25 protein-coding genes and 1 pseudogene are annotated in these 24,725 nt (G+C 66.1%); 7 read left to right on the forward strand and 19 right to left on the reverse strand.

The features are described from left to right. Nucleotides 1-34 precede the first annotated feature (34 nt). From ACQP2T_RS00350 to ACQP2T_RS00390, 9 genes are all read right to left on the reverse strand, one after another. Nucleotides 35-874 (reverse strand): sigma factor-like helix-turn-helix DNA-binding protein, encoded by an 840-nt coding sequence (locus ACQP2T_RS00350; RefSeq protein WP_433514195.1) that lies wholly within the window; start codon nucleotides 872-874, stop codon nucleotides 35-37. A 146-nt stretch (nucleotides 875-1,020) separates the two neighbouring features. Beyond that, nucleotides 1,021-1,257: a hypothetical protein gene (locus ACQP2T_RS00355; RefSeq protein ID WP_433514196.1), complete on the reverse strand. Its 237-nt coding sequence runs from the start codon at nucleotides 1,255-1,257 to the stop codon at nucleotides 1,021-1,023. A 47-nt stretch (nucleotides 1,258-1,304) separates the two neighbouring features. Beyond that, on the reverse strand, nucleotides 1,305-1,514 hold the full coding sequence (locus ACQP2T_RS00360) for a hypothetical protein (protein WP_433514197.1): 210 nt from the start codon (nucleotides 1,512-1,514) through the stop codon (nucleotides 1,305-1,307). A 152-nt stretch (nucleotides 1,515-1,666) separates the two neighbouring features. Next, on the reverse strand, nucleotides 1,667-3,490 hold the full coding sequence (locus tag ACQP2T_RS00365; RefSeq protein ID WP_433508695.1) for a reverse transcriptase domain-containing protein: 1,824 nt from the start codon (nucleotides 3,488-3,490) through the stop codon (nucleotides 1,667-1,669). 765 nt (nucleotides 3,491-4,255) lie between these two features. Next, entirely contained in the window at nucleotides 4,256-5,068 is an 813-nt protein-coding gene (locus ACQP2T_RS00370; protein ID WP_433514198.1) for a helix-turn-helix domain-containing protein, read from the reverse strand. An 87-nt stretch (nucleotides 5,069-5,155) separates the two neighbouring features. Further along, the gene (locus ACQP2T_RS00375; protein WP_433514199.1) at nucleotides 5,156-5,404 is read right to left on the reverse strand and encodes a hypothetical protein; all 249 of its coding nucleotides are present in this window, start codon (nucleotides 5,402-5,404) and stop codon (nucleotides 5,156-5,158) included. Between the two features lie 153 nt (nucleotides 5,405-5,557). Continuing rightward, nucleotides 5,558-6,151, reverse strand: a complete 594-nt coding sequence (locus tag ACQP2T_RS00380; protein ID WP_433514200.1) for a hypothetical protein — start codon at nucleotides 6,149-6,151, stop codon at nucleotides 5,558-5,560. Nucleotides 6,152-6,429: 278 nt separating this feature from the next. Beyond that, nucleotides 6,430-6,681 (reverse strand): hypothetical protein, encoded by a 252-nt coding sequence (locus ACQP2T_RS00385; RefSeq protein WP_433514201.1) that lies wholly within the window; start codon nucleotides 6,679-6,681, stop codon nucleotides 6,430-6,432. A gap of 627 nt (nucleotides 6,682-7,308) precedes the next feature. Continuing rightward, nucleotides 7,309-8,082, reverse strand: coding sequence for a GntR family transcriptional regulator (locus ACQP2T_RS00390; protein WP_433514202.1), 774 nt, complete (start codon nucleotides 8,080-8,082; stop codon nucleotides 7,309-7,311). A 124-nt stretch (nucleotides 8,083-8,206) separates the two neighbouring features. Here ACQP2T_RS00390 and deoC point away from each other — a divergent pair, with 124 nt between their 5' ends. Both deoC and ACQP2T_RS00400 read left to right on the forward strand, forming a co-directional pair. Continuing rightward, nucleotides 8,207-8,965 carry a deoxyribose-phosphate aldolase gene (gene deoC, locus ACQP2T_RS00395; protein WP_433514203.1) on the forward strand — a complete coding sequence of 253 codons (759 nt, stop codon included), beginning with the start codon at nucleotides 8,207-8,209 and terminating at the stop codon, nucleotides 8,963-8,965. Nucleotides 8,966-9,099: 134 nt separating this feature from the next. Next, complete coding sequence (locus ACQP2T_RS00400) at nucleotides 9,100-9,621, forward strand: hypothetical protein (RefSeq protein ID WP_433514204.1); 522 nt, start codon at nucleotides 9,100-9,102, stop codon at nucleotides 9,619-9,621. Between the two features lie 94 nt (nucleotides 9,622-9,715). Here the strand turns inward: ACQP2T_RS00400 and ACQP2T_RS00405 are convergent, their stop codons facing one another. Together ACQP2T_RS00405 and ACQP2T_RS00410 are read right to left on the reverse strand one after the other, a co-directional pair. Next, on the reverse strand, nucleotides 9,716-10,030 hold the full coding sequence (locus ACQP2T_RS00405; RefSeq protein ID WP_433514205.1) for a type II toxin-antitoxin system Phd/YefM family antitoxin: 315 nt from the start codon (nucleotides 10,028-10,030) through the stop codon (nucleotides 9,716-9,718). Between the two features lie 190 nt (nucleotides 10,031-10,220). Beyond that, on the reverse strand, nucleotides 10,221-10,400 hold the full coding sequence (locus tag ACQP2T_RS00410; protein WP_433514206.1) for a hypothetical protein: 180 nt from the start codon (nucleotides 10,398-10,400) through the stop codon (nucleotides 10,221-10,223). 179 nt (nucleotides 10,401-10,579) lie between these two features. Here ACQP2T_RS00410 and ACQP2T_RS00415 point away from each other — a divergent pair, with 179 nt between their 5' ends. Continuing rightward, nucleotides 10,580-11,554 (forward strand): DUF6924 domain-containing protein, encoded by a 975-nt coding sequence (locus ACQP2T_RS00415; protein ID WP_433514207.1) that lies wholly within the window; start codon nucleotides 10,580-10,582, stop codon nucleotides 11,552-11,554. Between the two features lie 337 nt (nucleotides 11,555-11,891). Continuing rightward, nucleotides 11,892-13,112, forward strand: a pseudogene (locus ACQP2T_RS00420) (ATP-binding protein); the annotation flags it as partial. A 1,737-nt stretch (nucleotides 13,113-14,849) separates the two neighbouring features. On the opposite strand, the gene ACQP2T_RS00425 reads toward ACQP2T_RS00420, so the two are convergent. Next, nucleotides 14,850-15,686 (reverse strand): ABC transporter permease, encoded by an 837-nt coding sequence (locus ACQP2T_RS00425; RefSeq protein ID WP_433514208.1) that lies wholly within the window; start codon nucleotides 15,684-15,686, stop codon nucleotides 14,850-14,852. After that, nucleotides 15,683-16,738 carry an ATP-binding cassette domain-containing protein gene (locus ACQP2T_RS00430; RefSeq protein WP_433514209.1) on the reverse strand — a complete coding sequence of 352 codons (1,056 nt, stop codon included), beginning with the start codon at nucleotides 16,736-16,738 and terminating at the stop codon, nucleotides 15,683-15,685. Before ACQP2T_RS00430 ends, ACQP2T_RS00425 begins: the two co-directional genes overlap by 4 nt. A gap of 413 nt (nucleotides 16,739-17,151) precedes the next feature. Here ACQP2T_RS00430 and ACQP2T_RS00435 point away from each other — a divergent pair, with 413 nt between their 5' ends. Beyond that, entirely contained in the window at nucleotides 17,152-17,490 is a 339-nt protein-coding gene (locus tag ACQP2T_RS00435) for a MiAMP1 family antimicrobial peptide (RefSeq protein WP_433514210.1), read from the forward strand. Between the two features lie 81 nt (nucleotides 17,491-17,571). On the opposite strand, the gene ACQP2T_RS00440 is transcribed toward ACQP2T_RS00435, so the two are convergent. Further along, nucleotides 17,572-18,105: an RICIN domain-containing protein gene (locus ACQP2T_RS00440; protein WP_433514211.1), complete on the reverse strand. Its 534-nt coding sequence runs from the start codon at nucleotides 18,103-18,105 to the stop codon at nucleotides 17,572-17,574. Nucleotides 18,106-18,251: 146 nt separating this feature from the next. Next, nucleotides 18,252-18,947, reverse strand: a complete 696-nt coding sequence (locus ACQP2T_RS00445) for a helix-turn-helix transcriptional regulator (protein WP_433514212.1) — start codon at nucleotides 18,945-18,947, stop codon at nucleotides 18,252-18,254. Nucleotides 18,948-18,996: 49 nt separating this feature from the next. Here ACQP2T_RS00445 and ACQP2T_RS00450 point away from each other — a divergent pair, with 49 nt between their 5' ends. Beyond that, entirely contained in the window at nucleotides 18,997-19,689 is a 693-nt protein-coding gene (locus ACQP2T_RS00450; RefSeq protein ID WP_433514213.1) for an alpha/beta fold hydrolase, read from the forward strand. 95 nt (nucleotides 19,690-19,784) lie between these two features. On the opposite strand, the gene ACQP2T_RS00455 is transcribed toward ACQP2T_RS00450, so the two are convergent. Both ACQP2T_RS00455 and lgt read right to left on the reverse strand, forming a co-directional pair. After that, nucleotides 19,785-20,282, reverse strand: a complete 498-nt coding sequence (locus ACQP2T_RS00455; RefSeq protein WP_433514214.1) for a hypothetical protein — start codon at nucleotides 20,280-20,282, stop codon at nucleotides 19,785-19,787. A 274-nt stretch (nucleotides 20,283-20,556) separates the two neighbouring features. Next, a complete protein-coding gene (lgt, locus tag ACQP2T_RS00460; protein WP_433514215.1) occupies nucleotides 20,557-21,540 on the reverse strand; it encodes a prolipoprotein diacylglyceryl transferase in 984 nt (327 codons plus the stop codon). Nucleotides 21,541-21,776: 236 nt separating this feature from the next. Here lgt and ACQP2T_RS00465 point away from each other — a divergent pair, with 236 nt between their 5' ends. Next, entirely contained in the window at nucleotides 21,777-22,604 is an 828-nt protein-coding gene (locus ACQP2T_RS00465) for a hypothetical protein (protein WP_433514216.1), read from the forward strand. A gap of 13 nt (nucleotides 22,605-22,617) precedes the next feature. On the opposite strand, the gene ACQP2T_RS00470 is transcribed toward ACQP2T_RS00465, so the two are convergent. Continuing rightward, nucleotides 22,618-23,376 (reverse strand): class I SAM-dependent methyltransferase, encoded by a 759-nt coding sequence (locus ACQP2T_RS00470; RefSeq protein ID WP_433514217.1) that lies wholly within the window; start codon nucleotides 23,374-23,376, stop codon nucleotides 22,618-22,620. Nucleotides 23,377-23,517: 141 nt separating this feature from the next. Beyond that, entirely contained in the window at nucleotides 23,518-24,705 is a 1,188-nt protein-coding gene (locus tag ACQP2T_RS00475) for an RNA polymerase sigma factor (protein WP_433514218.1), read from the reverse strand. Nucleotides 24,706-24,725: the final 20 nt, after the last annotated feature.

The following is a 24,725-nucleotide window of genomic DNA, read 5'->3' on the forward strand; positions in this document are numbered from 1 at the left end:
GGGGCTGTTTCGGTGGCGAAGGCGACGCGCACGTCTACCCTTCTTCGTGGCGATACAGCGGGCTAGCCAGCTCGGACCTGACAGGTTCCCCGGTTGCGAGGTCATAGTCGACCCGCACCACTGTGGAAAAGCGCTTGTCGCCGGCCTGTCCCCACAAGGCCGCGATCTCAGTTTGCAGGAGCTGGACCACGCCGAGGCTGCCTTGCGGGTGAATGCCCGTGAAGACGAGAACGTTGCCCTTGCCGTCGGGACGGGCCAGGCGTCCGAGGTAGGCGTAGTCCACGTTGCTTGCCGGTTCGCTGTCGGAACCCGAGCGGTAGACCTCGTCGGTACGCCGGTCGCGCAGCGTCCAAGCGCTGTCCTTGACCCACTCCAGTACCGGATCAGACTCAAACAGAGCACCTATCGCGGGCGAGAGCATGGGGCCGCAGATGACGATCAGGTTCGGGCGGTTGAGGTTGATCTCGCCACCGATAGCGACATGTTCGAGCTCTAGCGCCAGGTCGAAGCCGCGGGCGAGGTCTTCCAGCCGTTTGGCGGCCGTGACATCCTCCATGGCCACCACGGGCCGGGCGTTGGCCGCCTCCTGCTTGAGAGGGCTAGCCAGGGTGATCGTCCCCGTGCCGAGGAACGTCCCTTCGGGGGAAGGTCCGGTGTGGCGGATCTGATGGATGCGTCCGCGTGTCAGCCCTGCTTCTTTGGCGATCTGGGCGTACGACATACCCCGGGCGTGGAGATCTTGGATGACTCTGCGTCGCAGCCGGGACAACTCGGTGACCTCTTGCTGAGCCGCGTTGAGGCGTTCGGTCGCGACTCGGAGCAGTTGATACGGGTCGTCGATCGCGGCGATGCGCGCCACGTCGTTCGGTGGCATGGTTTCCCCTCTGCGGTAAACCACAGAGGCTAGGGCTCTAGACAGTTTGTCGTCTATTCCCCTTGACGGCAGGGATTTTCAGAGGCTGCCCGTTATGGGATGCGTTGCACGGATGGACGAGCGCCGATCGGGAACGCCACGCGGGCTCATCGCAGGCATCCATTCAACAGCAATGCCCACATCTGGAGAGCTTCGATGCGCGGTACTCGATGCGACTCCTCGACGCTGATAGACGCACCGCTGGTGATGCGACGGAGGAAGGCAAGGCCGCCCGACTCGCACAGCTCGTAGACGGTCTCGCTTTCGCGGCAGGCGCAGGTCCACGCGATCACCCGGCAGCGCTCGTTGGGGGACCGCCCCGGTTGCTGCCAATCCACGTCCACGCTGGCCGTCCTTTGCCGGGGGACATGCGGAGACAGGCAGTTGTTGTTCACTGGATGCCGCCAACCGGCGTGGGAAGGATGGCCCATACGGTGCGACCGTCGTCGTCTCCGGAGACGCCCCACGCGACGGACAGGCGGGACACGATGAGCAGGCCCCGCCCTCCTGGCTCGTCCAAGCGCGACACGAGAAGCTCAGGAGTGCCGTTCCCTCCCTCGTCCATGACGCCCAGCCAGAGCTGGCTGGGCTGTGCGTGCACGCCGACGACGAAGCGGCCCCCGAACCGCCCGCTTGCCGTGTGACGTAGTACCGGTAGGCCACTGGCGAGGTGTCTGCTGGTGCAGGTCCTTTTCCAGTGGCCCCCGGCCCGAACCCGCCGTGCACCTTTCGATGCAGCGGGCTCTCCAGTGACTACTGCGTGTTTGTCGCGGTGGGTTGCCCGGCGTGGATGGTCTCGTGGCAGGCGGCGCAGACGATCAGGGTTTTGCGTCGCATTCTGGTCATGAGTTCCGCCCACGGGGGCGGTGGTTGTCCCGCTTTGGCGAGATCTGCGAGTGCGCGGATGTGGTGTGTTTGCACCGTGGCCGGTCTGTTGCAGAGCTCGCATCGCCCGGCTTGGAGGCGTTCGATCAGTTGCTTGCCTCGTTTGCGGGTGAGCGGGGCCGATGGATGGTCGTCCAGGACGGCCTTCCGCTGCCGTTTGAGGGGAATGCCACCGAACCGTGCGACCAGTGGTTTCCTGCCTGCTCGTTCGACACGGGCTTCGAAGCATCTGCGTCGCCCGTGCGGTGTGATGATGGTGGTCTTGGTTCGCTTTGCCATCGTGGTCACCGTTGAGCGGTGCTTGGCCGCCAGTGTCTTGAGCATCGCGGTCAGCATGGTCCAGCGGAGCCTGTCCAGTTTCCAGACGTCGCCGGCCAGCAGGTAGTACTGGACGATGCCCCGGTATTCGGCCCCGAACCTGCTGATGATGTCGTAGTCGGTCAGGTTCGTCAGGTGGGGCTGGTGCTCGGGTTTGCCGTGCTTGAGATACGGGGCGCATTTGGCCTTGATCACCGGTGGCGGTACCTTCAGGCGGATCTTCCCGTTGGTGGCGCGCATGCCTTTGGTGAGCCGCTCGCCTCGGGAGATCTTGTTGTTGGCGTGCTGGACGGTGATGTCGTAGCCGAGGAATCGGGCCGCGCCTGTGCGGGCGTGGGTGATCAGTGTTTTGTCCTCGTTGGGTTCCAGTTTGAGGTCGTCACGTAGGAACGTCGCGAGGCGTTGCTTGATCTCCTCGGCTTCGGCTTTCGGTCCGATGAACCCGAGTAGGTGATCATCTGCGTAGCGGACGTAGCGCAGGCGCCGGTAGCCGGGATCGCTGGGATCTCCGACTGGGAGGCGGCGTAGTTGCTTGCGTAGCTCTCGCATTTCCGGGGTTTCGGTTTTCTCCTTTCTGCGGGACTGTTTCCTCCGGATGTAGTTGATCGCGTTCTCCACCTTGTGGTAGGCGGGATTGCTTTTCCTTGTCTGTCCTCGGGTGTATTCCGGGATGAGTATTGTTTCGACGAATGTGTCCAGCCGATCCAGATAAATGTTGGATAAGATTGGTGAGGCGACGCCGCCTTGCGGGGTTCCCGATAGGGTGGCGTGCCAGATCCAGTCTTCGAGGTATCCGGCCTGGAGCATCTGTTTGATGAGGCGCAGGAACCGGTTGTCGTGGATGTTCTCCGCCAGGATCGAGAGCATGACCTGATGGTCGAGTGTCCCGAAGCAGTCGGAGATGTCTCCTTCGATGAACCAGGTTGTCCCCGTCCAGTTGTGTGCCACCTCGGATAGTGCGGTGTGGCAGCCTTTTTGGGGACGGAAACCGTGTGAGCGGCCGGAGAATCGCGGTTCGTGGTAGGCCTCGATCAGGAGGCGGATCACTTCGCCGACGAGTTTGTCCGACCAGGACGGCAGGCCGAGCGGTCTTCTGGTCCCGTTCTGTTTCGGGATGTAGGTCCGCCGGACGGGCTGGAACCGGTAGCGCTCGTGGCGCAGCGCGTCGATGACGCGCTCGATCTTTGCCTCCGACATGCCGTCAGCGGTTTCCCCGCAGGCTCCGGGTGTCATCGCTCCGTGGTTGGAGTAGATACGCCCGTAGGCCATGAGATACAGGTGCGGGTTGAACAGTTGCCGATACAGTTCCTCACATGGCAGGCCACGCCTGCCGCGTTCACGCAGGACATTCAGCACTGTTTCGGCGCTCTGCATTGCGCATACCTCCCAGTTCTTGAATATCCGATCACCTGGCCCCCTTCGCCCTGTGGACGGCTTTCCCGCCCGCCTTGGCAGGTCGTGACTCCTGCGACTACTACGGGGCCTCCGTCGCCTTAGAACTCGCGTTCCTTAGGCGATCCCACGTTCGTCTCTGTCATACGTTCTAGCGCGACTTAGGCGCCCCACTCATCTCCTTGAATCCCCTCGCTGGGGATCGTCCTCACTCCTGAAGGTTGTGTCATAATGCACTCAATCCGACACAGGGAGCGGCGCCGGTGCCAGGCATGGATTTCCGGCGGATGCCTTCCTTTCATCGACTGGAGATTGGGGTTCAGCCAATCCAGGTTTCGCCATATCGCACGGGCCCCTCAACGCATCGCTTCCATGCCTGAACACGACCGTTGATTTCCTGGCATGCTACGGTCCCCTTCACCTTTCAGATCCGGGTAAGCCATCAGGCCCAGGAACCTCCCTTCAGTTCCTCCCGGCTCAACCGGGGATACAACAGAGCGCCTCGTGGCGCACTCGCGTTGGTGGCCAGCTCGCTCACGATGAGCTCCGCTTCCTCGACCACCGGCCAATCCTTCAGAAGGTAGGAGACGAATCGGCGGGCCTCGGTGATGGAGGCTCGGGAGCCGAGGAAGTGGCGAGACATACGCCATGGCATGGCAAGCTCCGATGTCTAGGGGGCTATACATCCATGCCATCAGCGTATGAGCGATTCTAGGGAAGGCTCAAGCTATTCCACGCATAAATGCGTCACGATGTGTAGCGGGACATCAAGCTTCGAAAGTCGCCGGCGAGGTCGGCGAGCAGGCTCCGCAACGCCTCCCCGTACACAGCAACCGACCCGAAAGCCTCAAAGGTCTCCACATGCATCCCGATCTCCTCGGGATCGGTCAGCGTGAGATCACCCGTGAGACTGTCCACGATGCTCGTGGAACCGTCGAAGATCGTGAAGCCATGCAGGGGGAAGCAGGGTGCCTCCACCGTCCACGGCACCACACCGAGCCTGACGTGAGCCAAGGTGGCCACCTGGGCGAGCCGGTCAAGCTGGGCAATCATCAAGGTGGGGGAGCCGGGCCAGGTACGTACCGCTCCTTCTGTGAGGATGAAGGAGAACTCGCGCTCAGAGTCGAACAACACGGCCTGCGCTTCCAACCGGACCGCCGCAGCCTTGGCCGCATCCCCTTCATCGACGTCACGGCCGAGAGCCAGAGCCAGCCGGGCATACTCCGCCGTCTGCAACAACGCGGGGATCATCGCTGACTGAAACGCAACCACCCGACGAGCTGAACGGAGACGAGTCGCGTTCGCTGCCTCACGTCCTGCGAGTCCACCCTTGAGCCGGGAGACCTCATCGCGCAGCCGTACGAGGAGGACGTCCAACTCTGCACGCCCGGACTCGTCAAGCTCCAGCGCAGCAGAGAGACGTTCCACTGTGTCGGGCGTCGGAAGGAGCTGACCCGTCTCTATCCGCGAGATCGTCGGCTGGGCAACCTGAGCACGCGCCGCAAGCTCCTTACCGGTCAGCCCGGAATCCCTGCGCAGCCGTCGCAGCAGCTCACCCAACGCCCTCAGCCGATCCCGCCGATCCTCCATAGAGGCCGTTCTACCACCGGCCATACACCGATCACTGGCGAATTGTTCTTATGAGGATCAAGCGGCGGCGCGGCGCGCCGCCGTACGCCCCGCGCCGCCGTCCCGCGCTGCGCGTGCGGTCTGGGGGCCGTTCTCGCGCGAGCGCCACGCGGAGCATCCCCGTACGGCCACCCCGCCGTGCACCCCGAACCCGCCGACCAAGCGCCGCGCCGCCGCACAGAACCAGCCACCGCGTCGCTGGCCGAACTCACTCAGGTTCGCCTTTCGGGTGCCTACTGCATTCGGCAGGCCATGCCGTTCCGTCATCACGGTCGTTCTTCCAGTGGGGAGCTCCACCTTCGCCCCTGCCCCCTGGTCTGCTTCCCCTGACGGGTGGGACGACGGCGACGGGAAGATCAGGCGTACGTCGTGCAGGCTGGCGCAGCGTGCGAGAGACTACAGGATGCGCTTGGCTCACAGCTATTCATGGGTTGGCCATTCAGGAGATGGCCTACCCATTGCTGCAGCGATCAGAGCCTCATCCATCACGGAGAACCATCCCCACCAGTAAGTAACTTCATTATAGTACCTACTAAGTGAAACAGCTCCTAGAGGATACTCATTTAGGCCGTCAGGGTGGACATCTACTTTAGCTAGATATATGAGGCCTTCGTCCATGCTTTCCAGCCATTCGGCGATGTCGTTGTCGACAATAAGGGCTTGCGGCATGTTCTTCTCACGCCACTCTTCCCGCTCGCTGTGAGTCCACAGCTTGGATTGATGGCGGGAAACTTGCTCGATCGCCTGCACTGCATCAAGTCTTTGGTCTACCAGAGTTCCCCAGATGCAATCTACTGCACGCCTGATTGGCTTAAGTTCTCTAACCAACTCCGTGGCTGCAGAATAGATAAGTTCCTGGCGCTTGAGTTGCTGCGTTGCTTCGAGTTGCAATTTCGCGATGCGCTCTTGGTGAGACTGGGACTTGTGCATCTGCCAATATGTCGTCCCGCCTCCAAGAACACCGCCGACAACGGTCGGGAGTACAGCGGTCAGCGCGGTATCTAACCATGACATGCTTGCAATCTTGCCTCCTCCGGTGCCCCATCGGAGGCCTATGCTGGCAATCGCCTGATGTTTGAGGGCTACCATCTGTCGACCGTGCCCGTCGCGTGCCCGATGGGAGGGGGAATGAGGGGGAACAGCAGGGAGCCGCCGGGCATATAGCCAGCGTCATGACCTGCATCGGGGCAGGTCACTCAAGATCGTCGTACGTGTTTGCAAGCAAGATGTCGGTAGCTTGTGTCAAAGTACGGTGGACGCGCTTGACGTCCAGGTTGTCGTGCCTGGCAGCCTCAGATGGACTTTACCCAGGAGCGGGCCTTCATCGCCGACATCCCCAGTTCATGCTGAACGAGTTGGATTGCTTGTTCCTCGTGTCCACGAACCTTGAGTTGGCGAACGCGTCCGGTGAGCTCCTCAGCTCTGATCCGGTCTGTGTATCGAAGCACGCGACGCTGCCTGAACGTCCGAAACATGCCCACCACCCACAAGGCGACGAAGCAGATCATGACTCCGATGAAGGCTAAAGGCACGAGGTCAACCATGAAATGATCATAGGTCGGGCCGCCCTTCCGATGAAGGCACCGACCTAAGTCTGGTCCGCACAGGTAGCAGTTTGGGTTGCAATTCCGCGCCGTACCACCCCGTTCCAGCAAGACCGCTGAGCCGCAACGGTCCACATGGGATTGCCTCGATCGATCAGGCATCGAGCTGCTAATGTGATTGGCCCGTTTGGGACGCACAGATGCTGCCCTCACGATCGCCTGTCTGTGGCCGGTCGCTCTACGTGGCTCGGGGCGATCGACGGCCCAGGGCTTCGTTCCTCAGCCCAGGCCCACCGATACCGAGGGACAGCGCTGTGCGGGGAGATGCCGAGACGTGACCGCCGTGCCATTAGCGTGCCATTAAGGGCGGTCAACAGCGGTCAGTCACGGTCACTCGCGGACCATCGACGGCCCAGGTCGAGGCCGTTCCGCCTGGAGATTAGGCCGATTTGCAAGCAGGAAGTCAGGAGTTCGAATCTCCTAGACTCCGCCATTTCCTTCGGGTAGGTGGGCCGGGTGACACCCGCCCGTTGCCCATCTGGGTGGTTGGTCGTGGAAGCCCGCCCCGAGCGGTCCTCGCTGTCGCTCGGGCCGTTCTTCCTGCCTGCTTGGAGGTCGAGTGAGGCGTCAGGCTGGGCGCCCCACCGCGTCGCCGCCGCTGTCGCCCCGGTGTGAGGGGTGGCCGGGAGCGGAGACGGAGAAGTCGACCTTGAGCGCGTAGCGGTGCGCCACGTAGGAGCTGATCGTGTATTCGAGAGGGTTCCCATGCTGGTCGATGATGGAGCGCGTCTCGACGAGCATCGGCGTGGTGGGGTCAACGTCGAGTTCGGGTGCATCGTCGTCGGCTGTGCGTGCCGTGAGGACGGAGGAGCCGAGAGTCGGGTGCAGTCCTGTGCGGCGGAGGGTCTGGTGCAGTGATCCGGTCTCCAGGTCTGCGGTGAGCAGCGCGTCGAGGGTGGCGGGGAACGTGGCGTGTTCGATGGCCACGGGCAGGTCGTCGAAGAGCCGGACGCGGCTGATGGCGACCACGGACGCGGGTTGCGTGGTGAGGGCCGGGTAGAGGGCGGCCGTCTCCTGGGGGGAGGCAGGGCGCACGGCGGCCTCCAGGACCCGGGAACGTGGTGTCTTGCCAAGGGCGAGGGCCTGGTCGTGGAAGCTCAGCAGGGTGCCGACCGGCCGGGCGGCGGCGGCCTGGCGCACGAAGCTGCCCCGCCCGGGTACCCGCTCCAGCAGGCCGTCGCGTTCCAGCCGGACCAGAGCGGCGCGCGCCGTCATCCGGGAGACGCCGAACTCCTGCGCCAGCCGCGATTCGGAGGGGAACGGATCGCCGACGGCGGCGCCTTCGAGACGCCGGCGCAACTGCTTCTCGATGCGCTCGTACAGCGGTTGCGACGCGGCCATGGCGGGTGTGTTCCTCCTCAGTCGGATGGTGTCGGCTCCCAGTGTGACGCCAGTCGACACCATCATCCATATCTGTATAGGCTGTATATACAGCATATCCGAGGCGACCCGAAAGGAGAGCATCATGTCCGTGGCCTGGATCGACGTCCCGCGTTGGGACGGCCCCCTGCCCTCACGCGAGGAGCTGGCGAAGATGATCGACCACTCGCTGCTGCGCCCCGAACTTACTCCGGCCGAGGTCGAGGACGGCCTGGCGACTGCCCTGAAGTACCGCACGGCGTCGGTGTGCGTACGGCCCGCCGACGTGGCGGCTGCGGCCGCCGCGCTGCGCGGCAGCCAGGTTCGCGTTGGCACGGTCGTCGGCTTCCCGCACGGCAGCAGCACCACGCAGTCGAAGGTCTTCGAGACCACCGAGCTGATCTCTCTGGGGGCGGAAGAGATCGACATGGTGATCAACATCGGTCGCCTGCGTGGCGGCGACGTGGCGTTCGTCCAGAACGAGATCGCCGCCGTCGTCCAGGCCGCCGAAGGACGCCCCGTAAAAGTGATCTTCGAGAACGCCTACCTGACCGACCAGGACAAGACCGCCGGTTACCAGGCCGCCGAGACCGCGGGCGCGGCCTTCATCAAGACCAGCACCGGGTTCGCCCCTGGCGGGGCGACGGCCGCCGACATCGCCCTGATGCGCCGCAGCGTGTCCTCCCACGTGCAGGTCAAGGCCGCCGGAGGCGTTCGCACCCTGGACGCACTCCTGCACCTGCATCAGCTCGGCGCCACCCGCTTCGGAGCCACGGCCACCGCGGTGATCCTCGACGACCTCGAAAGCCGCCGCAACGGCAACCCGCCCACCGCGAGCGCCGCCGAACTGACGCCGGGCTACTGAGTGGGAAGCACCGTGGAGGGCGTAGCGCCTCCACAACCCGCTTGGTCAGGCGGCTGCGAGGTCGAGGCGGGATGTTCATGAGCTGTCGCCAGCTGGGGTAGCACAGCAACCGACCAGTCCACGATCATGTGTACGTGGCGATGCTCCGGTTATTGGCGATCGGCCTTCTCAGCGGTGTCATAGCGGTGCCGTTCTGTTCGGTGCCACGTGGCGACGGTTTCGAACACGCGCGGTTCGCCGTGCTCACGGCCCTGGTCATTGGCCAATTCCTAACGGTTCCCGTCGGGTTGGCGGTCGGGTTCGTGCCGACCGTCATGGGCTCGTGGACGCGCCCTCCTGGTTATGTCTTGGGTGCGATCACGGCTGCGTTCGGAGCGATCGTCGCCACCCAGGCATGGCCCACGATGAGCTGGATCGACGGACGACCGTCCGGGCTCGGCGATCCAGACGGCGAGTCTGTCATAGCGTTTCTGGCCTTCGCTTCTGGTGCGGTCACCATCCTCGTCGGTCTCTCCATCGTCTTGGTTCGATGGTCTGGCTACGATCCGCAAGCCGCCCCGATGCGTCAACGGGGTCCACGTAGATACGGCAGGAAGAGACGATCCGGCAGGATGAGTCGTCGGCTTTTGCCCCACGCCGAAGGCCGTTCCCCGTGATCGAGGGAATGCCCTCGCTGACCTTCCTGAGGTGATGACCGCCGTCCACAACCGGCCGTACTCGCGGGCTGCGGTGTCGTCGAAGAGGAGTGGGTCATCCCTCGTCCTTTGCGAATTCCTGTCCGCCGTATGCGCGATCGTAAGGGTCGTAGAGATCGTCGTTGGCGTGGCGGTCCATGTCCTCGCGATATTTGGAGTCGTCCAGTCGTGGCATGCCACACGACACAGCGGCGAACTCGGCGCGTGACACGGCCCGGCGCCGGAGAGGGACCAGATCGCCGATGTGATGGCCATTACGGATAACGGCGTATCGCTCCCCACGTTCCAGGCCATCCATGATCTCCGCTGACCGATTGCGCAGGTCGCGTTGAGAGATCTCATGGGAGTGGTCAGGCCCAAGAGTACTCACATCCGGAGCCTACGGTGGTGTGCTATCCGGTGCTACAAAGTGGCCACGCCAAGATGCGTATCAAGCCCGAAGGAGCGATCGCTTACGCCCGCCCGGTCGGGCTACGAGGAAGCCGTTCAGGACGCTCTCCAGAACCGTACGGAGATGTTCACTCGCTACACCCCGCCGGAGTGGGAAGGCCGGGCGCGAGTTACAAGTTCGACGGTTCCACGGACGCGCCCTCTGCGAGCTGAATGGTCTTCCCGAGGAGGTCCGCGACGGCCCACTGCTGGAGCGTCTTCTTGAACTCCTCCGCGACCCCTGGGACGCGGTCACGGAGCGTCCCGGCCAGTCCGCACTGAGGCACGCCTTCTTCGGAGATAACGGCCAAGGGATGATGACGTTCATTCTCGATGAGGAGACCCGGGCCTCGCGCATCATCGACCTCCTCTGGGCCGGCTGACCAGGAGTTGGAGCCCAGTCGAGCGCCTTGCCGTACGTCTCCTGTAGTGGCCTGCGTCCTCCTCCACGGTAGTGTCCTGATCTTCGCGCCGTTCCTTCGGAGGAGTCATGTCCCGTCCCGAGCTTCCCCAGCCGACGCCCGGTGATGTGCTGTTGGTCGCCACGTGCTACGAGCACGGCAATGCCTTGTGGGGTGGGCTGCTCAACGAGATCGGGGGCCATCAAGAAGGCGACGTGCGCGTCCTCGGAGGCAGCGGGGTGCGGCTCCGCCTGGTCGTGGATCCTGAGTGGGATTACCTGCACGGCGGTAACGTTCCGGCGCTCATCCTGGACGGCGGCCCCGTGCCGCCGGTCGTCGTTTTGGCGGACATCCCGGTGGTGTCCGGCGGGGATGGGCCACTGCTGGTGGACTTGGCGGCGGTACCCGGGCGCGGCGTACGTGTTCCGCCGGCCCGGCTTGGCGAGATCCTGGCCGCCCTGCTGGGCGGCGCGCTCGCGTTCGACGACTTGGTGCGCGACATGGACAGGTGCGGAATGTACCAAGGGGACAGCGGCCGGTTGGCCTTCCCCGTGCTGACGGTGCCGCCGTACAGGTCCTTCCCCGCACTGCCCTCCACCGGCGCGGCCATGCTGGTCCGCACCTCCTTCGACGACGAGGAGGGCTGGCGCGCTCTGCTGGACGAATTGGGCGGGCCGGACGAGGACGGCTGGCTCGGCGCGGACCTGGACGCGGATGAGACGGATGAGACGGATGAGACGGATGAGGTCGTCGACGCGGATCACTACCCGTGGGAGGCGCTGGTCGTCGACGACCGGACCTTCGAGGGACTTCAGCCCGGCCAGGTCCCGGCGCTGGTGCCGCCCGAGAAGAATCCCACGCTGATCGCGCTCGCCGACGCCCGGACCTTCGCCGAGTCCGGCCGACCGCTGACCGTCGTCGACCTGTACGACACCCCAGGGCAACCTGCCGTCGTCCCTTGCCGCATGGTCGGGTCGATCGCGTGCAACCTGGAGATCGCCAACATGGACTTCTTCGATTTCGTTGCCGAGGAGGGCGTGGAGCCGTGGTGGGAGGGCTCATGAAAGACATCCAGGAGTTTGACGGGTAGCACGCGGCCTTGAGTGCAGGACGTGGAGATGCTCGCGGTCACGCCGCTCACGTCTGACTCGTCCGTAAGCTGATGTTGTGTCCCCTGCTCTGATCCTGCTCGACGGCGTCCGCTGGCGGGGTGTGCGCGTAGTCGGCGATCGTGCGCAGACCCTGCTGTCCATGCTCGCCATGCACGGGCGTGCAGGGGTCAGTGACGAACGCTTGGTCGAGGAGCTGTGGCCCGGCGAGGTGCCGGCCAATCCGACGAAGGCGCTGCAGGTAGTCGTCTCGCGGACCAGGGCGGCGACCCGTGCCGATGTCGTGGTGCGGATGTCGCGTGGTTACCGGCTTGGGCTGGCCGCCGATCAGGTGGACGCGCTGCTGGTCGGCGCGCTGGTGAAGGAGGCGCGGGCCGCGCTGGGCGAGGACGACGTGGCGCGCGCGCGTCGCCGAGCCGAAGAGGCCATGGCTCTCGTGGCCGGCGGCTCGGATGGCGCCGCGGGCGCGCTCGCTGGGCTGAGGGGCTCGGATGGTGCGACGGGCGCGCTCGCTGAGCTGAGAAGCATGGTGGCGAAGTGGGTGGCCGAGGCGCGGCGGGTGGTGGCGATCGCGCGGAGCCGCGCCGGCGCTCACGAGGCCGCGCTGCCGTTGCTGGAGGAGGCCGCGGCCGATCAGCCACACGACGAGGAGCTGCTCGCCTGCCTGCTGCGCAGCGAGGCCGCCGTACGAGGTGCCGCCGCCGCTCTGGAGCGTTACGAGCGGTACCGCGCGGGCCTGGTCGCGCGGCTCGGCACCGGACCAGGACCTGAGCTCGCCCGCGTGTACGCCGAACTCCTCGTCGCCGATCGGCCGGTACGCGAGGGCATCCTGTTCGACGGTTCCTCGCTGCTCGGCCGCGACGGTGACATCCGTGCGCTGCACGCCCTGTTGCAGACCAACCGGGTGGTCTCCATCATCGGTCCTGGTGGACTGGGCAAGACGCGGCTGGCACATGTCGTCGGCAGGGACGCCACGCAGCCCATCGCTCACTTCGTCGAGCTCGTCGGCGTGTCCTCGCCCGAGGGCGTGGTGGGCGAGGTGGGCTCGGCGCTCGGGGTTCGGGACTCGGTCAGTGGGCGTCGTGTCCTGACCGCCGAGCAGCGCTCCGACGTACGCGCCCGGATCGCCCAGCATCTCGACCAGGCTCCGGCTCTGCTGATCCTCGACAACTGCGAGCACGTGATCGAGGCCGTCGCCGAACTGGTGGCGTTCCTGACCGTGACGACCCGCGACCTGCGGGTGCTCACGACCTCGCGCGCCCCTTTGTCGATCCCCGCCGAACGCGTCTACTCGCTCGGCGAGCTGCCCACGGGCGACGCGGTGGAGTTGTTCCGCCAGCGCGCCACGGCCGCCCGCCCGGGTGTGCGGATCGACGAGGGAGTGGTCGAGGAGGTCGTCGCCCGCCTTGACGGGCTGCCGCTCGCGATCGAGCTGGCCGCGGCCAAAGTGCGGGTGATGTCGGTGGAGGAGATCGCACGGCGCCTGGCGGACCGGTTCGCCCTGCTGCGCGGCGGGAACCGCACGGCCCCCGACCGGCACCAGACGCTGCTCGCGGTCATCGACTGGTCGTGGAATCTGCTGGAGGAGCCGGAACGGCGGGCGTTGCGGTGGTTGTCGCTGTTCGGCGACGGTTTCACGCTGGCGACGGCCGAGCACGTACTCGGCCCGGATGCCCTGCGCGCCGTGGACGTGCTGACCGAGCAGTCGATGCTGAGCGTCCGCGAGACGACGTACGGCCTCCGCTACCGGATGCTGGAGACCGTCAGGGAGTTCGGGCGGATGCGGCTGAAGGAGGTCGGCGAGGAGGCGTCGGCCCGGGTGGCGCAGCGGGACTGGGCGACGGCGTACGCCCTCGAACACGCCTTCGCGCTGTTCAGCCCGGCGCAGTTCGCGGCGGCCGACGCGTTGCACGCCGAGGAGGGCAACCTCGCCGAACTGCTCCGGCAGGCTCTCGGCGAGCTCGATCCCGGCATGATGGTCCAGTTGCTGGTCGGCGTCGGCGGGCTGTGGTCGATCCGTGGTGACCACTCCCGGGTGTTCGTTCACCGGGACGCGATCGCCCGGGTGGTCACCGGCTGGGTGCCGCCGCCGTACCTCGTCGAGGTGACCAGGGGCGCCATGCTGATCACGCTCGCGAACATCATGATCGTCACCGACCGCAGCGGCGATCCGCTGCGCGCTCTCCTCCGCACGCTGCCCACCAGTGACACGACGGATCGGCGCTTGGCGGCGATGGCCACGGTCGTGCTCGCGTGCGACGCGCCCGATGGCGCTGACGTGCGCCGCCGGCTGGCGGAGTTGTGCCGGAGCGACGACCGTGACGTGGTCTTGGCGGCGATGCAGACAAGCGTCCACGTCTTGGAGAACTCGGGAGACGTGACCGGGGCGATCGAGGCCGCCGAGCGAATCCTGACGATGCTCCGCGAGGACGAGGGGCCGTGGTACGCCGCGATCATGCACGCCCTGCTGGCCCACCTGGTCATGCAGCTCGGCGATCGCGGGCGGGCGGTCGGACACGCGCGGATCGCCATCCCGGTGCTGAGCCGGCTCGGCGCCACAGACGATGAAAGCCAGCTCCGCTCGCTGCTGCTGGTGTCCGCGCTCGCCGACGGCGACCTCGACACCGCGGCGGTCGAGCTCGCCGAGCTCACCCGGATCAACGACACTGAGGCAGTGCTCGGCGGGGTGGAGATCGTCTCGTTGTGCGCGGCCGAGCTCGCCCTCGCCCGCGGCGAGACGGCCGCCGCGCTCGCGGAATACCGCCTGGCCGTCCAGCGGGCGCGCGACCTGCGCCTGCCCGGTGTGCCGCACACCGAATTCATGCCGTGGACGATGATGGCGGAGTCGGTCACCCTGACGGCGTACGCGTACCACGCCTCGCCGGAGGACGTTCAGTACGGCGAGGACCTGTTCTCCACCGCTCGGGGCTACGACCTGCTGACCGCGGAGAACCCCATCCTCGACTACCCGATGTGCGGCTCGATGCTCTTCGGGCTCGGCGCCTGGGGGCTGCTGCGGGGAGCCATGGCCCCTCGCGACGCGATCAGGTTGCTGGTGCTGGCCGAGCGGTTCGCGTACAGCGGCAACATGCCCAGCATGACCTTCGAGCGGATCGAACCGCACGCGGAGCGGGCCGAGCCCGGAATGCTCGCAGGCGTGCGGGCCGAGTACGGCGATCGACGCGGCCCCGACCTGCTCGACGAGGCGCGCGGTCTCTTGGAGCAGGTCTCCGGCCGTAACGGGCGCGGGTCACATGTGCCGCTTGTAACTGCGTACCGACAGCGGCGCGAAGATCGCGATGACGATCAGGCACGCCAGGAGCGTCCAGGCCACCTCTGTGCTGACGAGGGCACTGTTGGCGAGGTCGCGCGCGGCCGTGACCAGGTGTGAGACCGGGTTGAACCGGACGAACGCGGCCAGCCAGCCGGGCAGGGTCTCGACGGGGACGAACGCGTTCGACAGGAACGTCAGCGGGAACAAGATCATCATGGAGATGCTCTGGACGGCCTGGGCGCTCCGGGCGATCGTGCCGACCCACGTGAAGACCCAGGCCATCGACCAGCCCGTGATGATCGCCAGGAGGATCGCGGCGAGGACGCCGCCCGCTCCGCCGCCTGGGCGGTAGCCCATCACCAGGCCCATGCCAAAGGTCAGAGTGGCCGCGATCGTGTAGCGCAGCAGGTCGGCCACCATTGGGCCGGCGAGCGGCGCGATCCGGGCGATCGGCAACGACTTGAACCGGTCGAAGACGCCCTTCTCCATGTCCTCGCGGAGTTGCGTGCCCGTGGCCATGCACGTCGTCAGTACGGTCTGGGCGAGGATGCCGGGGATCATCAGGGGGAGATAGCTCTCCACGTCGCCGGCGATGGCGCCACCGAAGATGGTCGCGAACATCGCGGTGAACAGGATGGGCTGCAGCGCGACGTCGAAGAACTGCTCCGGGTTGCGGCGCATCTTCTTGAGGGCCCGCCACGCCATCGTCAGGGTCTGGACGATCGTCTCCCCTGTGGAGACGCGCCGCCGGGCGGCCGCCACGCGGTCGGCGGCCCGGACCGCCTCGCGGGCGGGTGCGGTCATGGTGCTCATCGGTTCTCCTTCGTGCCGGTCTCGTCCGTTCCTGTCTGGTCCGTTCCGGTCCGGTCGTCTCTGTCCGTCTCGTGGCCGGTGAGGGCGAGGAACACCTCGTCCAGGCTGGGCTTGGCCACACTCACCGAGGAGATCGACACCCCGGCGGTACGCAGTGCGATCAGTACGTCCGCGGCCAGGTCGGCCTGGTCGAGGGCGACGTTGAGGCGGCCCTGCTCCGGGCTGAGCACCGGGTCGGAGCCGAGGACGCGCCGTACGACCTCGACAGCCGCGGGCACCTCGCCCGGCTCGGCGAGCAGCAACTGGAGTGTGGAGTTGCCGACCGCGGCCTTCAGCTCGTCGGGGGCGCCCTCGGCGACTTTGCGGCCGTGGTCGATGACGGCGACGCGATCGGCGAGCTGATCGGCCTCGTCCAGATATTGCGTGGTCAGCAGTACGGTGCAGCCCTCAGCGACCAGACCGCGGATGGTGTCCCACATCTGGCCGCGAGTGCGCGGATCGAGACCGGTGGTCGGCTCGTCGAGGAAGATCAGCGGTGGCCTGGTGATGAGGCTGGCCGCCAGGTCGAGGCGCCTGCGCATGCCACCGGAGAACTGCGCGATCGGTCTGTCGGCGGCCTCCTCCAGGCCGAACTGGCCCAGCAGCTCGACGGCGACGCGCCGGGCACGCGGCGCGGCGATGCCCTGCAGGCGACTGAAGAGCCAGAGGTTCTCGCGGGCGGTCAGGTTCTCGTCGACCGACGCGTACTGTCCGGTGACGCCGACCAGCTGGCGGATCATGTGCGGGTTGCCGGCCACGTCGACCCCGAAGATCTCGGCACGGCCCGCGTCGATCTCCAACAGGGTGGCCAGCATGCGCAGCATGGTGGTCTTGCCGGCGCCGTTCGGGCCGAGGACGCCGAAGATCTCACCGGGGCGTACGTTCAGGTCGATCCCGTCGACGGCGCGGTGCTCGCCGAACGTTTTCACCAGCCCTTGCGCACGTACGGCCGGATCGGCGCCTCCGCCGAGGGCGGGGCCGCCTTCGGTACGTCCGAGTTCTGTGATGCTCATGGCTTCACTGTCGGCGGTGCCGGTTTCACGGCACCCTCGACCGGGTTTCACCGGTCGCCGACCGCAAGCCGGCCGTCGTCCAACCCGCGCAGGCACTCACACCGGCAACGGTCTTCTCCTGACCGCATCCGAGGCGGCGCCGTGCATGAGACAGCTGACTTTACGGCCAGTTGACGCGTGTGGTGTAGGTGGGGTGCAAGTGACGATCAAGCGTTGATCCATATGTTCTTCTCGTCAGGAAAACCTATGAAAAGGACGGTCCCTTGCCCCGCTCCTACGGCGAGTCCAAGCTCGTCGTCCGCTCCCCAGCCGGTCTACGGCTGCGGCGTTCGGGCTCTCTGCCCGCGCGAGTGGTGAGTGTCATGGGACTTCTCTCCTCAGGCAATCAGTCGAGACGCATCCGGAGGACCGCTGTGAAGAGCATCAAGAAAATCGCCCTCGTCTCCGCCATCTCTGCCTCCCTGATCGCAGTCATGGGCGGTGCCGCCAACGCCTCGACGTCCGCGGACACCGGCTCGACGTACGTGGCCTACGAAGGGCCGGGCTTCACCGGCCAGACACAGGTAATCGACAGGTGCGGCACGACCAACCTCCGTTACCGCGGGTCGTACAAGTGGTTCGGCTCCGGCCAGTCCGGCCGGATGCACAACGAGATCAACAACAGAGGGCCGGTGCACTTCACGCTGCCCACCAACGGCAACGTGAAGCAGGGGACGGGCGTCGGCTGGAAGAGCATCTTCGTGGTGTGCTGACGCCCACCGCCATAAGGGATCAGGACGCCCAGAGATCAGGACGCCCAGAGATTAGGACGTTCAGGATCGGGACGTTCAGGATCAGGACAAGGTGTCCTTGACCGCGATCTGGCCATCCGAGACGACGAACTTCTGGTTGGTGTTGTAGGGGTCGCACTGCCACAGGTACACCTGGATGCCGTTGCCGCGGCCGTTGGTGGCGTCCAGGCATAGGCGGTTGCCCGAGTTGAGGGTGGACTTGAGGATGATCTGGCCGCGCTGGATGACCCAGAGCTGGTTAGCGTTACCCAGGCACTGCCACTGGTAGACCCGGGTGCCGTTGGTTCGGCCGTTGGAGGAGTCCAGGCACATCGTCTGGCTCGTGCCGATGGTGTCTTCCACCTTGATGAGGCCGTCCTCGACGACGAACTTCTGGTTGGTGTTGTTGGGGTCGCACTGCCACTGGTACATCAGGACGCCGTTGCCGCGGTAGTTGCTGACGTCGACGCACATTGCGGTCCCGATCGGGACGGTGCGGTTGGCGGGCTCTTGACCAGCGGCCATCGCGGGCGGAGCGGTGACCGCGCCCATGATGGCGGAGATGACGGCGGCGGCCAGCAGATGGCGAGCGAGCATGGGTGCCTCCAGAAGAGTTGATCAAGACTTCAGCACCATGACACAACCGAACGTAGTTGATCAATCACCGTCCGCACAAAGCTTCGTGCGTCGCGACGTGATCCGGTTCGCAGCAGGAAGTCAGGAGTGACAGCGCCCCGCCGGGATCACACCCGGACTGAGGCCGCCGTCGAGGGAGGCGTCCCTAGCTCTTCGACGGGTACGTCGATGGCGCGCTGAGTGGTGAGACTCGCGCGTTCGATCCGATCGAGGCGGAACCATCGGATGGCCTGGCGGTGCCGACAGTGCGCAACGAGGAACCAGTGCCCGGCCGTGAACGCGAGCAGCTGAGGGTCCACCCGGCGCGTGGTCGGCGTACCGTGACGATCGCGGTAGTGCAGCGAGAGGACCTTGCGTTCCTGAAGAGCCTGTTCGATCGCGTCGCGTCGGCGCGGATCGGCTGCCTCGGTGGTGCTGTGGTCGATCCAGATGCGCTCGGTCAAGTCGTCCGCGTGCCGCCGCGCCTGCGGGTCCATCACCGCCAGCACTTTCACCAGGGCGGCTCGGGCCTGCCGGTCGAATGGTTGTCCACGGTGTGCCGCGATCGCCGCGGCGAGCGCGCCGGCTTCGGTGGCGGTGAAGTTCACCGGCGGCAGGGTGGCGGCGCGATCGACGACGTATCCGCCAAGTCGGCCCGGGCGTGCCCAGACTGGGAACCCGCCCTGTTGTAGCGCGGAGATGTCGCGCTTGACGGTACGGACACTGATCTCGAACGCGGTGGCGAGCTGTTGGGCGGTGCGGCCTCGGGGACCCGCACGGCGGAGATCTTCGCGGATCGCGTAGAGCCGGTCGGTGCGGTTCATCCATGAATGGTGCCATAACGGTGACATCCAGCACCTCCAGCATTGGAACATGACAGAGTCGCTAGAACCCATCCTGTTGCTGAGCGGTGCCGGTCTTCCCGTCTGGATCTGGGATCAGGTGCGCGAAGAACTGGCCGCATCGCACCAGACGGTGGTCGCCGAGCGACCACGTCATGATCGCGCTTCGCTCACGGAGTACGCCGCCGCGGCACTGGATTCGGCACCGTGGGAGCGATTCGCGGTCGTCGCGCACTCCAGTGGCGGGACTGTCGCGGCGGAAATCATGACCCTCGCGCCTGACCGGGTGAGCGCGTTCCTGGCGGTCACGGCCGTCGTGCCGAAGCCGGGACGCAGCTTCGTCGCGTCGATGCCGTTGCCGAACCGGCTCGTGCTGAGCCTGGCGATGCGGCTGGCCGGCACCCGACCACCCGATGCCGCCATCCGGCGCGGCGTGGCCGGCCGGGTCGACACGAAGACGGCCGATCGCATCGTGGCGGAGTTCCACCCCGAGTCTGCGCGTCTCTACCGGGACACGCCGCAAAGCGGCGGTTTTCCCGAACGTCGAGGCTACCTCTCCACCAGCCAAGACGCTGAGCTCCCGATCGGACTGCAACAGCGATTCGCGCGCAACCTCGGCACGAGCTGGAATGAATCCCTCGACAGCGGACACCTGCCGATGCTCGAAGCGCCCGACGCTCTCGCCCGGAGAATCGAGAACTTCCTCGCCGACAGTCCCAGTTGACTGAGAGGCGGACGAAGGCCACCCCCATAGGCGGGAGTGGCCTTTCTGGCTCAGCTCCTATGAAGCGAATGCGTACGCCGGGCGGCGGTGACGGCTCAGTTGTAGGGGTTGTCGTAGGTCACGGATTTGGTGCGACTGTTGTAAGTGTTGCCGGGATAGAACCAGCCGCCCGTCACGTACAAGGTGACATTCGTGAGGGTAGTGGAGTGGGTGTATTCACCGTCGTAGAGGTACAGGTACAACTGGCAGCCGGGGGGAGCAGCCGCCGTGCCCGTCTGGCTCGGATAGAAAATGGTGCTGCCGTTGACGGAGACGTAGAAGTTCGGCATGGGGTAGGAGCCGCTCCCCCAGCACAGCCGGAGCGAATACCTGAACTTCGTGTTCCCGTCGTCGAATGCCAGCGTGCCGGTCAGCTGGGCGAGCATGATCGACGGGCCGGCGTTCGAGGTCACCGTGATGGACACGGCCTGGTCAGGACCGTAGGCGGCGTGCGCGGGAGTGACGGGCACCAGGATTGCCGCGAGGGTTGCGATGGCGACGGCGACAGAGCCGGCCGCACGACGTACTTTGGAGCGTGTCAATTCCAACCTCATCTCTCGCATGATGTCGGCGGAGCGCGCACGGAGACTATTTTCGGGGTCTCCAGGTGTCCAGAGAGACGAGCGAGAGCCATTGATTCGGCCGGCATTAACTTGCGCCCTGGCGGCTCTCGCGAGGGTGAACCAGGCGTGCCACCAGGTCGGGGATCAGCCTGCGGAGCCGTAATACCGACGTGACGGGTGAAAGTTTCATTTCACCGGACACCTGCGGTGGCGATGGAGCGCCGGTACACGCCGCAGGAGCAGCGATGAAGCAGGCTCCGCGCCGTCAAGAACTTCCTGGAACTCGGCGAGTGTCCGCCGCCGCGTCGTCCTGGTCGGTCGGGTGCGCCGGCTCGGCGGCCTCCCCGCCGTCCTGCTCGTACGAACTGTCCTGCTCGTACGAACCGTCCTGCTCGTACGAACCGTCCTGCTTGTACGAGCCCGTCACCACGATCTCTTCGGCGTCCTTGTTACGAGTCACCCAGAGATAGACCAGTGCGCCGAGGAACAGCACGATCGACGTCCACTGGTTGATCCGCAGCCCCAGGAACGTCACCGCGTGGTCCACCCCGCCAACCGGGTCGATCCGCAGCCCTTCAATCCAGAACCGCCCCAACGTGTAGCCGGCGACATAGAGGGCGAACAGCCGGCCATGGCGGAGTGTGAACCGCCTGCCGACAAGGATCAGCCCGAAGCCGAGGGCCACGTTCCACAGCGACTCGTACAGGAATGTCGGATGGTAGAGCACGCCCGGCTGGCCGCCGTGCGCCTGGTCGATCTCCAGGCCCCACGGCAACGTGGTCGGACTGCCGTACAGCTCCTGGTTGAACCAGTTGCCCCAGCGGGCGATCGCCTGCCCGAACGCGATGCTGGGCGCGATCGTGTCGCCCACGGCGCCGAGGGACAGCCCTCGGCGGCGGCAGGCCAGCCACACGCCCACGCCTCCCAGTGCGACCGCGCCCCAGATGCTGAGGCCGCCTTCCCAGATGAACAGGGCCTCGTAGGGCTTCTTGATCGCGCGGTCGCCGAAGTAGATCTGCCAGTCGGTGATGACGTGGTAGAGGCGAGCGCCGATCAGGCCGAAGATCACCCCAGGAACCGCGATGTCGCTGATCGTGCCTTTCTCGCCGCCCCGGGCGCGCCAGCGGCGCTCACTCAGCCAGACGCCGAAGGCGATTCCGACAATGAAGCACAATGCGTAGGCCCGGATCGGAATGATGCCAAGATGCCAGACACCTTGGGAAGGACTGGGAATCAAGGCGAGAGGCATGTCAGTGACGCTAGCGGATTTGAGCTCGCTTGGCCGCATGCGTGACCTGATTGTGCATTTCTACGGCATGAGCGCTTCGCGCTCGCTCGGCCATCGCGGGGCCTCACCAGCGCCCTGGATGTCTCGCCGCAGCGTGCAGAACAGGTCTACACAGGATCGTTATGGGAAATCCCTTATCTCGCCAACACCACCCTCTTACTCTTTCCCCTGCTATATACCCTCAAGCAAGGACACTGATGAAGCTCTTATTCGCAGGCCTCGTAGCAACGGCCGCGGCCGTATCCGTGGTGGCCGTACCCGCTCAGGCGGCATCCGTAGCATCCGTGCAGGCCGCTCCAGTGGACCCGGTGAAAGCCCTGAAAGCCCAGCTGACCCCGGGCAAGGGCGTGAAAATCACCGAATCAAGCAGCATCACCCTCGATTTCACCACCGGCGACCAAGCTATGCAGGTACAGGTGAACACCCGCACGGCCGGCACCCTGGCTTTCGGCAAGGGCAATGTAGCGGCTGCCGACCTCCGTGTCCGCATGTCCTCACGCCAGCAAGGGCCCAAACCTCCCTACCGGGTCATCGCCGAGGGCAGAAACGCCTACGTGACCAACGCCGGCATCGCCAAGGCGCTGCCTTCCGGTCGTTCCTGGATCCAGTCGAAGGCTGATGGGCGGGAAAATTCCGTCCTCGGCATGGGCGTCACTTCAGCTGAACTGCAGTTCATGGTGAAAAACGCATCAGAAGTGGCGACCGGCGAATATCAGGGCACCGCCAAGCTCACTGACTTCCGGCACGACAAGTCCGCCGGGGAAGGCAACGTCGAGTTCCACCTGTACTTCGATCAACACAACCTGCTCACCCGCACGGTCGTCGACACGACGGCCTACCCGGACGGCGACAGCACGGCCTATGACCAGATGGTCTTCCACACCGATACCAAGTATTCGGGCTGGGGCGCCAAGGTGAAGATCGCCGCACCGGCGGCCGGCAAGGTCATCAGCGAGAAGAAGCTCAACGCGAAGACCCGCAAGGCCGCCATAAAGGCTGGCTATCCGGAGAGCGGCCCCTTCTAAACCGGCGCCGTATCTAGCGCCGTTCGAGCGTGAGCAGCGGCTCAGCGAACACCGGCGCCGGTGCGTCGGGATCCGCGGCAACCGCCTCCTCCAGGCGGCGGAAACCGGCCTCCAGCTCGTCGGGACTGAGCTGAGCGAAGAACGAAAGGGTGCGCAGGCGCAGCCGTTGGAGCATGTCAGCGTGGGTGCCGACGGACGGCTCGGTAACCGTGCCGAAGCCGGCAACGCGCCAGCCGTCCGACGTGAACATCTCGATGACCTCGTGCAGCGGCTGGAACAGCGCGGCGTCCGCCGCGAAGCCACGGGGGAAGTGCTCCAGCCACCACGGCCTGGGATGGTGGTCGCTGAAATTCGCGCGCAGTAGCAGCCGCCCGGCGGGCCTGAGCACCCTGGCCAGCTCCCGTACTGCCCGCGGTTTGTCCTGGACGTGGTGCCAGGACAAGAACATGAGAGCGTAGTCGGCGCTCGCGGACGGCACCGGCATGTCCTCGGCGGAGCCCGCCAGATATCGCACATCGGGATGCTGGGACCGCGCCTGCGCTGTCTCGCGCATACGGACCGACGGCTCGACGCCGGTGACCGGCCCGAACGCTCGCGCCAGCGCGGGGGTGAACCTGCCGGTCCCCGCGCCGACGTCCAGCCCCACCAGCGGACGCCCCTCGGGCAGCACCGCTGCGAAGGCGCTGATCCATGTCTGCTGCTGCCGCTCGGTAAGCGCGCGGCCACGCGCGTAGTCCTGGTGCTGCTCCGTGTCGTAGTCGATCCGCCTCATCGCCGCTCCCGGGTCAGCCGGGCCACGGCGCACCATCGACCCGATATATCGAATGGATACATCGGCACGATATGCGGCGTCCCGTCATGCCACAAGTGGGGCCACGACGGTCAGGAACGCAGGCTTCGCCGGACCCAGGGGCTAATCCGAGCCTGTCCTGCCTGCCAGTTCCGTGAGCCGGCGTTCGAGGAAGCGCCGTTCGGCGCCGTCGTCGGTGAGTTGCCTCGCACGTCGATAGGCGTCACGCGCCTCGTCGGTACGCCCGAGGCGTCGCAAGAGTTCGGCCCTGGTCGAGTGCAGGTAGCGGAAGTCGTCGAGACCGAGTTCGTCGACGACGCGCAGACCGGCCTCGGGGCCTTCGGTCTCGGCGACGGCGATGGCGCGGTTGAGCTCCACGATGGGCGAGCCGGTCAGGCGGGCGAGCCGGCCGTACAGGGCCGCGATCTGCGCCCAGTCGCACGGCGTCTCGGCGTGCAACGAGGCGATGGCGGCCTGCAGGACATAGGGTCCGCGGCCGCGCAGGGCGAGCGCCCGGTCGAGCTCGGCGCGGCCTGCGGCGAGCTGCTCGGTGTTCCACAGGGACCGGTTCTGATCGCCGAGCAGTACGAGCTCGCCGTCGCGGAACCGTGCCTCGCGACGGGAGTCGTGCAAGAGCATCATCGCCAGCAGCCCGTGAACCTCGGGGTCGTCCGGAAGCAGTTCGGCGAGCGCGCGCCCCAACCAGATCGCCTCCGCCGCGAGCTCGTCGCGGCCGCCGTAGCCCTCGTTGAAGATCAGGTAGACGACGGCGAGAACGGCGTCGAGACGCTCGCGGAGCAGGTGAACCGGTGGCACGCGAAACGGGATCCCCGCTGCTTTGATCTTGCGCTTGGCCCGCACCAGCCGCTGCGCCATGGTGCGCTCCGGCACCAGGAAGGCGCGGGCGATCTCGTCGGTGGTGAGCCCGCCGAGAGTGCGCAGGGTGAGCGCCACCTGCGCCTCGATGGCGAGCGCCGGGTGACAGCAGGTGAAGATGAGTTCCAGGCGCTCGTCGGGAAACGTCGTGGCGTCCATCGGCACCTCCGCACGCTCGTCGGCGACGAGCAGGCCGAATTTGGTGGCGAGGGCCCGGTCGCGGCGGATGCGGTCCGTCGCTCGGTTCCGAGCCGTCGTCATCAGCCAGGCGCGCGGGTTGCTGGGGACGCCGTCGCGTGGCCACCGGTCGGCGGCGATGGCGAACGCCTCCTGCGCGGCCTCCTCGGCGATGTCGAAGTCGCCGAGGAAGCCGATCAAGGTGGCCAGGACGCGGCCCCATTCCGCGCGGAAGACCTGTTCGAGCGTCGCTACCAAAACTCCTCCGGCATCCCGAC

The organism is Nonomuraea sp. CA-143628, assembly GCF_050942315.1.
GTDB lineage: Bacteria > Actinomycetota > Actinomycetes > Streptosporangiales > Streptosporangiaceae > Nonomuraea.